The following is an 8,469-nucleotide window of genomic DNA, read 5'->3' as shown; positions in this document are numbered from 1 at the left end:
TCTATAATCCTTCATGCAGCACATCCAAAAACCGCCTTTGGACAATACTTCAAAGTCAATAATTATACGTCTTCTCTCTTTTTTCATATTTTTATTCCTTTTTTATTTTTGTAATTATCTATATTATATATTTTACCTTATATGCTTCTTTTAAAACTATTACTTTTTATATTTAAAGTATTTATTTTTATCAATACATAGTAAAAAACCTTAGACTGAATTTAACTCCATCCTAAGGTTTTTATATTGACATTATTTACACTTTATATTCTTTTATTATACTTTACCACTAATCATTGTTTTGTTATTTTTTACTTTTTATTAATCATTATCTTTTTCAAAATCTGTTATTTTACCTGTTATAGCATTTACTGATATTTCATATTCATATTTGCCTTTTCTTAGCTCACCTTCATATTCTGGTGTTTTGTCATTATCTAATTCAAATTTAACTATTTTTGCTCCTGGAACTTTCTTTAACATTATTTCTTTTGCTTTTGCTTCCCCTATTAATTTTTTAGAAGAAGTTTTTATTTTTTCTTTTTCATAATCAGTGATCTTTCCACTTTTAGCATTTACTGATATTTCATACTTATAACTTCCTTTTGTTAGTTCTCCCTCATATTCTGGAGTATCATCTTTATCTAGTTTAAATTTAACTATTTTTGCCCCTGGAACTTTCTTTAACATTATTTCTTTTGCTTTAGTTTCTCCTATGTATTTTGAAGAAGAAGTTTTTATTTTTTCTTTTTCATAGTCAGTTATTTTTCCTGTTTTAGCATTTACATCTATTTCATATTTATAACTTCCTTTTGTTAGTTCTCCTTCATATTCTGGAGTTCTGTCATTATCTAATCTAAATTTAACTATCTTTGCTCCCGGAACCTTCTTTAACATTATTTCCTTTGCTTTTGTACTTCCTATAAGTTTTGAAGCTGCATCAACTGCTCCCACTTGTGATAATACTGTTGATGATGTAAGCACTACACCTAATCCTATTGCTACCATTTTTTTTAATTTCATTGAAATCTCTCCTTTTTTATTTTTTATACTATATATACAAAAGTTAAGTTCTATTTTGGGTCCCTTTTTTGTAAAAATATAAAAATTTTTTAAAAAAGTTTTTACTTTTTCAATAAAATCTACTATATTAACCTATTTTTTCACTATCTAATTTAGTTTTTCTATCTAAATATTCTAAGTATAATTTAGTTTCTGATATAATCACTGGAGATAGAGCAAGTAATGCGATTAAATTTGGTAAAGCCATAAGACCATTTACTATATCAGCTATAATCCATACCATTTCCAGTTTTAAAAATGCACCAAGTAATACCATAAGCACAAATAAAGTTCTAAATAAATTTATCTTTTTAACACCAAATAAAAATTCAAAACATCTTTCTCCGTAATAACTCCACCCAAGAATGGTTGTAAATGCAAATAGACTTAAACTTATTGTTAAAAATATTGGTCCTAAATTAGGAAGCACTGATGCAAAAGCCGATTGAGTCATTATAGCTCCATTTAAATCACTTTGCCACACACCTGAAATTATTAAAGACATTCCTGTTAATGTACAAATTATTATACTATCTATAAAAGTACCTGTCATTGATATAAGCCCTTGTTCTGCTGGCCAATTAGTTTTTGCTGCAGCTGCTGCAATTGGAGCACTACCAAGACCTGACTCATTTGAAAATACACCACGAGCTATACCATTTCTAATAGCCATAGATACTGTTGCCCCCATAAACCCTCCTGCTGCAGCCTGACCTGTAAAAGCACTTTTAAATATTAAAATAAAAGTTTCTGGTATTAATTCATAAGATTTTCCTAAAATGGTAAAACATATTAATATATATACTACTGTCATAAAAGGAACTATCTTTGTTGCAACATTCGATATACTTTGAAGACCTCCAAATACTACTAGAGCAACGCAAATAGCTAATATTATACCTGTTACTTTTGGATCTATATTGAAAGAACCTTGCACTGCATCTGTAATTGAATTAACTTGTGAAAAAGTACCTATTCCTAAAAGTGCCACTAATATACCACTTATAGCAAAGAACGATGCTAAAGGTCTCCATTTTTCACCCATACCATTTACTATGTAGTACATTGGTCCACCAGATACTTGACCATTTTCATCCTTAGTTCTAAATTTTATAGCAAGTAAACCTTCTGAGTATTTAGTCGCCATTCCAAAAAATGCTGCAAGCCACATCCAAAATAACGCTCCTGGTCCCCCAGCTTTAATCGCTGTGGCAACCCCTACTATATTACCTGTTCCTATTGTTGCTGCAAGAGCTGTACATAATGCTCCAAAACTTGAAATATCACCACTACCATCATTTTCAGCTTTAAAAATTAATTTTAATGCCTTAGGTAATTTTACAATTTGTATTAGTCCCAGTCTTATAGTAAGGTAAATACCTGTACCTACTAATAAAATTAATAATGGTGGCCCCCATATAAAACTGTCCACTTGGTTTAATAAGTTAAGAAAATCCATAAAAAACACTCCTTTTGTAATTAAATAATTAAGTACAAAATCATATAATCCTTTATGAATAAAGACAAGAATAGATTGCATTCTGCATACAATAATTATATGCAGTTTACTAAAAATATAATAATTACGAATATGTATAAAATATAAATTCCTTACAATTAAAAAATACTAAATCTTAAAGATGATTTAGTATAGGATTTCATACATATCAAAGAAAAGCATAAATATGCTTTATATATATTCTCTGTCCTTTTGCCTGAGAGATTGAGCAATTAAGCCTTGCCCCTTCGGCGCCCTTCACGGGTCTCTCCAGAGTTTCCTATTCTTTACAGTCCCACTTTGTAAGTACCTGAGAGTATGACTCCTTCGGTGTGTCCTAAGACAACTCTTCTGTAAAGCTTCATCAGATTATTGACTTGTTAACTTGTAACAATAATAATATATTATCTTCCAATACTTGTCAAATGCTTAATATAAATTTTTATATAAAATTTTTTTGTATACTTAGGCTAAAAAAGATACCACTTTTTCATAATCATCAATATTTATATTTAATGATTGTCCCAACCCTATAACTGCCAAAATCAAACTGTCTATTTCAGACTTATTTACTTTTTCCATATGTTTTTACATAGAATCCTTTGTATCTTTACTTGATTTGTCTAAAACTTATAAATTACTTTTAAATCAATTTAATTTTATGCGCTATTTCTCATCTATATAATTATAAAAAAATATGGGTTATAAAATAACCCATATTTCATTAGTTTACTTCTATTCTATTTTCTTTATATTTTATTGATTGATAAAATGTATACACTATTAGTCCTTGTGTAATCATTCCACTTACTACCCATACAAAACTGCCAATCATTGGTAAAAGGCTTAGTAGTCTTACAATTAGTATTCCCACTAAAAGTTGTAAATACGGATTTTTCTTCTTAAGCATAAATCTTCCAAGTACTATTCCCATAATTACTGGTGATAAGTAAACTACTATGAAATACATAATTAACGATAAAATTCCAAGAGGCAATGCTATTACAGTAATGAATAATAATAAACTAACTATTGGCACTAATATAAATGATGCCATTCCTCCAAAAACTATTGGAAGTGGCTGTTTAACTAATAAATCATCACTACTTATAAAGAACTTTTTAAATAAGGAATATAAAACTATTCCAAGTACTAATGATGCTACAATGGATATAATAGTTCCAAAACCTACTAAGGCTTTTAATTCATTTTCATTAGTCGAATTTTCTATTTTAGTATATTGTATGTCATCCATAGTTACATTTGAGTTGACAATTGGCTCTTTAGATGAATATACTTTTATATTGCCTGTAATCTCTCCATTATCAGCTATAATCAATTCATCACAAGTGACATTAACATCACCATCGATTTTACCATTAATTATTATTGTATTTCCTGTGGCATAAAACCCTTTACAACTACCTTTAAAATTAATATTTTCTGCTGAAATATAAACAGCTTTTGCAGTAGTCTTCTCACCTATATTGATATTTTGACCAAAGGATGTAATATTTTTTACATTCTTACTATTAATATTTAAAGTTTGTGCACCACATCTTATATTTCCCTTTAACTCATCTGATGTTATATCTATCTTCTCACCAAGAGCTATAACATCGCCGTCTACATTATCTTTCACAGAAAGTGATTTTCCTGCGGAATAAATATCACCTAAAACTTCTTTTGAAATATTTATATCTTCATCTAAAGCAAAGTAATTAGATGCACTATCTATATTATCCGCAAATACATTTACCGTTACTAAAACCAACATCAACAGCGTTAAAATAAAAACCCCTTTTTTCTTCATAAAAACATCTCCCCTTGATTAACTTCTTGCTACATTCTATCCATATAATCTTTGGTTTCTGTTGGTAGTTCTTTAATTTTTAGTTTATACTCAACTTCTTCTTTAATAATTGAATAAACAATAGCAAATAAAGGTACTCCTATTATCATTCCAACTATTCCTAGGAACTTGCCTGCCACAAGTATGGCAAATAATATCCAGAATGCTGATATTCCAATTGAGTCTCCTAATATTTTTGGTCCTATTATATTACCGTCTATTTGTTGTATTATAAATACTAATAGAAGGAATACTAACGCCTTAGTTGGAGAAACAAATAAGATTATAATAAATGATGGTATCGCTCCAATAAATGGTCCAAAGAATGGAATTATATTTGTCACACCTATTATTACAGAAATTAACAATGTATATGGCATTTTGAATATAGAAAATACTACAAAAGACAATACTCCTATAATAGCTGAATCAATTATTTTACCACTTAAGAATTTACCAAAAGTTTCATTACTTCTATAAGTTAATTCAAATATTCTATTCGCAGTTTTAGTTGAGAATAATGCACAAGTAATTTTTCTATTTATAGCAAAGAAGTTTTCTTTATCTATTAATAAATATACAGAAATAATAATTCCAAGAACTATATTCCACACACTTGATGCAATTACTTTTAACATATTCCCTACAATAGGAATTATCTCTTTTGCAAAATCCATAATAAACTGTATGTATTTATCCATTTGCTCTTGTATTAATGCAGCATATTCAGGGCTCACATTTGTTTCATTCATTAAATCATTAAATAATCTAGTAACATTATCTACGTATTGAGGTACATCATTAACAAATCCCATTATACTGTCTATTAATTGAGGAACTATAAAGTGTATAAATAAGTAACCTATACCTATAGCTGTTAAATATGTTAATAATAATCCTATACTTCTTTTTTGCACTTTTCTTAATTTGCTAAACCACTTTGCTTTACCCAATACCCTTATTTCATAAAAATCCAAAATAAAATTAAGTAAATAAGCAATGGCAAACCCTATTATGAAAGGATACATTATACCAATGGCAATACCAATCTTTTCACTAAAAGATCCTATTTGAGATGCTACAAAATAAAAAATTATACTACAACATATTACTATTAATGTATATACTGATATAGTATTGTACTTCGAATTCCAGTTTACTTTCATATTTCTTTCTCCTGATAAATAATTATTTTTCATGCTACTAAAATTGAGTAATAACTGTGACTAGAATTATCAATGTTAAAATAAGTAGTAATGCTTTTTGAAGAAATTTACTGTTAGGTTTATTGTGCTGTTTTTTTTCTGTATCTTCTTCTATAATATTTATACTATTTTCTTCAATATCAGCTTTAACATACATAAACTTGCTTAAATCTATTAATACTTCTTCCACACTATTATATTTTTCAGTTCTTCTAATAAGTTTTTTTGACTATATTTACTAAAGCAATGTTTTCATTATTAATAGCCACAGTATTCCAATCAATTCCTCTATCAATTAATTTTAACATGTCTTTCTCATTTTTACCAATACCAAAGGGCATTTTCTTGAATATTGAATCAAATAAGATCACCCCTAAAGTGAAAAAATCACTTTCCTTATCTGTGTAATTAATATTAATTTGATGAGGAGATAAAAATCCTATGCTATTGTCTTTTCTAATATTAATTCCTTTATTAGCCTGAGTTATACCATAATCATATATTTTAACATTATAATTTTCATCTACAAAAATATTATCCTCTGTCAAAGATCCATGATAAAGTTTATTCTTATATGATGTATCTAAAGCTCTTAGAATTTTTCTAGTAATTTTAACTATACTATTCAAATCCATGTAATTCCCCTTAATTACTTTTCTAAGCTCTATACCAGCAAAGTATTCATTTACTATGTAATAGCATCTTTCATTTTCTGTATAATGTGTTCCCAAATCTAGTATTTTAGCAATATTATTTGAATTAATCTGAGATAAAGTCATTGATTCATCTATTAAATTAGGTAAGAATTTTTCATTAATATATTTATCATCTCTTATTAGTTGAATAAAAACTAAAATATCATCTTGTAAGTCTCTAGCCTTATATAGTTTACCAAAAATAATTTCTTCATCCTCTTCTAATATTACATATCTTTTGGAAATATATTTCATATATACACCTCCCTTTTTCATATTATATATGAATTATATCAATATGTGACATATTTTTCTATCTCTAGTAAATACATTTCTCGAAAATTTTTAGCTATGCATCTTTAAACATTTTATCTATTAAAAAAGCTATTTTAATGTATTCAAATACATTAAAATAGCTTTTTATTATTTTCTATAAACACTTGTATAAATGTAAGATGTTTTACTCTTACCATTTTTAGTTATAGTTCTATATGTTTTTGCACCTGGTAGACCATTGTATGTAAAATTATCAACTCTTATATTTACGCCAACTCTATCTTGTGATGCACCATATATTGCTGCAACAACACTACTTCCACTTCTATAACATTGAATATACACTGCATGATCAAAATTATTAGTGAATTTTAAATCACTATCTCCATCATTAACCATTGCATCTCTTCCTCTAGGAACATATTGAGAAGTCTTAGAATGATTTCTTACTTGATCTATTTGTAATCCTGATAATAATGCTGCATTAAATAATGTGGTAGATGTTTGACATACCCCACCTCCTGGTGCATCTTCATAATCGTTACCAACTATAACAGGAGCATTTAAGTATCCATTGCTTAAAAGTCTCATTCCTGTGTGTTCGTTATACGAAAATGTTTCACCTGGCTTTAATATAACATTACTAACTCTTTGAGCTGAAAGACCTATATTATATGACCTTTCTACTAAAGCAGAATTAAAAGTAGTTGAAAATGATGCTAATGTTGTATTTATACTGGATACATCTTCAGTCGATATTCTTGGTTTTGTAACACTTACTTTTAAGTCTATAGTATCATACTTTTTATTATTTAAAGCTTCCTCAATTAGTTTTTTATTTTCTTTAGTTTCAAATTTCAAACCAGTTTTTGAAGGAGTAATACTTATACCTCCGCCAACACTTACTGTGGCATTTTTTGCATCTTGATTAATGTCCTTAGCAATCTTTTCTATAGACTTATCAAGTTTTTCTTCATTATAAGTTGCTTTTATAGTATATTTTTTACCTTCTGATGTTACACTTATGTAAGAAGCAATATCATTAAAATAAGATCCTGTTCTTGTGCTATTATACGCTTGTTCAACTAATTCTTCCGTATTGTACTTTAATTCAATATCCTCACAATTAATTTCATAGTTATTCTTTTCATAACTTAAATTTAAATTTTGTGGCTTGTACTTTTTGTTTACAGCCTCAATAGCCTCTTCCTTACCCATCTGAGATATTTCTACCCCTTGTACAAAAATATTGTCAGCTATTTTCCCATTATATAGGGAATTTTTAGTAAAATAATTTAATGCTATACAGATAAATATTATTATAATACCGATTACTAATCCTACTCTTCTATATATCTTCTTATTTTTTTTATCTGACTCAGTTTTTATATCATCACTCACAATATCACCTCATCCCTACAAAGAATTATATTTTATAATTAACTTATAAACAATAAATTCTCTCAAGATGTAACCATATTGTTACACATTTTTACACTACTTTATGATATTTTTTACAGCAAAATAGACCTATACTTGATATTCACCCAAGTACAGGTCTATTTTATCAAATTTATATATAAATAATCCATTTAATTAATGTATTCTCTCTTTCCTAATGCCAGTAAACCTTCCTGAATCTGCTACAAATACAAATCCCATTTTGTTGTATATTTCATTTAATTGAATTAATGTTACTTCGCCCTTTTTTATATTGTCTAAAGTTATATCTTCTATTCTTTTTTCATTAGTTATTAATGTTCCCATAATTTATCACTCCTAAAAATTAATAAGTTTAATTCATTATATTAATATGCTTGTACTAATATGATAAATTTTAAAAATAATTTCACTCAAACATTCGTTCCAAATGTTCGTTCT

Annotated in this window: 8 protein-coding genes and 1 riboswitch; all 8 genes read right to left on the bottom strand. The window is 27.4% G+C overall.

All coding sequences use genetic code 11. The features are described from left to right. Nucleotides 1-321: 321 nt before the first annotated feature. Nucleotides 322-1,023 carry a PepSY domain-containing protein gene (locus NSA58_RS11875; RefSeq protein WP_039680882.1) on the bottom strand — a complete coding sequence of 234 codons (702 nt, stop codon included), beginning with the start codon at nucleotides 1,021-1,023 and terminating at the stop codon, nucleotides 322-324. A 127-nt stretch (nucleotides 1,024-1,150) separates the two neighbouring features. Further along, nucleotides 1,151-2,521, bottom strand: a complete 1,371-nt coding sequence (locus NSA58_RS11870) for an alanine/glycine:cation symporter family protein (protein ID WP_039680881.1) — start codon at nucleotides 2,519-2,521, stop codon at nucleotides 1,151-1,153. A gap of 234 nt (nucleotides 2,522-2,755) precedes the next feature. Beyond that, nucleotides 2,756-2,844, bottom strand: a riboswitch (glycine riboswitch). Nucleotides 2,845-3,284: 440 nt separating this feature from the next. Continuing rightward, nucleotides 3,285-4,373 (bottom strand): bactofilin family protein, encoded by a 1,089-nt coding sequence (locus NSA58_RS11865; RefSeq protein WP_074078865.1) that lies wholly within the window; start codon nucleotides 4,371-4,373, stop codon nucleotides 3,285-3,287. Between the two features lie 29 nt (nucleotides 4,374-4,402). Beyond that, on the bottom strand, nucleotides 4,403-5,578 hold the full coding sequence (locus NSA58_RS11860; protein WP_039680879.1) for an AI-2E family transporter: 1,176 nt from the start codon (nucleotides 5,576-5,578) through the stop codon (nucleotides 4,403-4,405). A 37-nt stretch (nucleotides 5,579-5,615) separates the two neighbouring features. After that, nucleotides 5,616-5,807: a hypothetical protein gene (locus NSA58_RS11855; protein WP_257560496.1), complete on the bottom strand. Its 192-nt coding sequence runs from the start codon at nucleotides 5,805-5,807 to the stop codon at nucleotides 5,616-5,618. Between the two features lie 22 nt (nucleotides 5,808-5,829). After that, a complete protein-coding gene (locus NSA58_RS11850; RefSeq protein WP_257560495.1) occupies nucleotides 5,830-6,567 on the bottom strand; it encodes a protein kinase domain-containing protein in 738 nt (245 codons plus the stop codon). 168 nt (nucleotides 6,568-6,735) lie between these two features. Continuing rightward, complete coding sequence (locus NSA58_RS11845) at nucleotides 6,736-7,989, bottom strand: VanW family protein (RefSeq protein WP_074078863.1); 1,254 nt, start codon at nucleotides 7,987-7,989, stop codon at nucleotides 6,736-6,738. 195 nt (nucleotides 7,990-8,184) lie between these two features. Further along, on the bottom strand, nucleotides 8,185-8,355 hold the full coding sequence (locus NSA58_RS11840; protein ID WP_200886409.1) for a hypothetical protein: 171 nt from the start codon (nucleotides 8,353-8,355) through the stop codon (nucleotides 8,185-8,187). Between the last annotated feature and the right edge of the window lie 114 nt (nucleotides 8,356-8,469).

It is taken from the genome of Terrisporobacter muris, assembly GCF_024621905.1.
Taxonomy (GTDB): Bacteria; Bacillota; Clostridia; order Peptostreptococcales; family Peptostreptococcaceae; genus Terrisporobacter; species Terrisporobacter muris.
The sequence above is the reverse complement of the archived record's forward strand: the minus strand, read 5'-3'. Positions and strand labels throughout refer to the sequence as shown.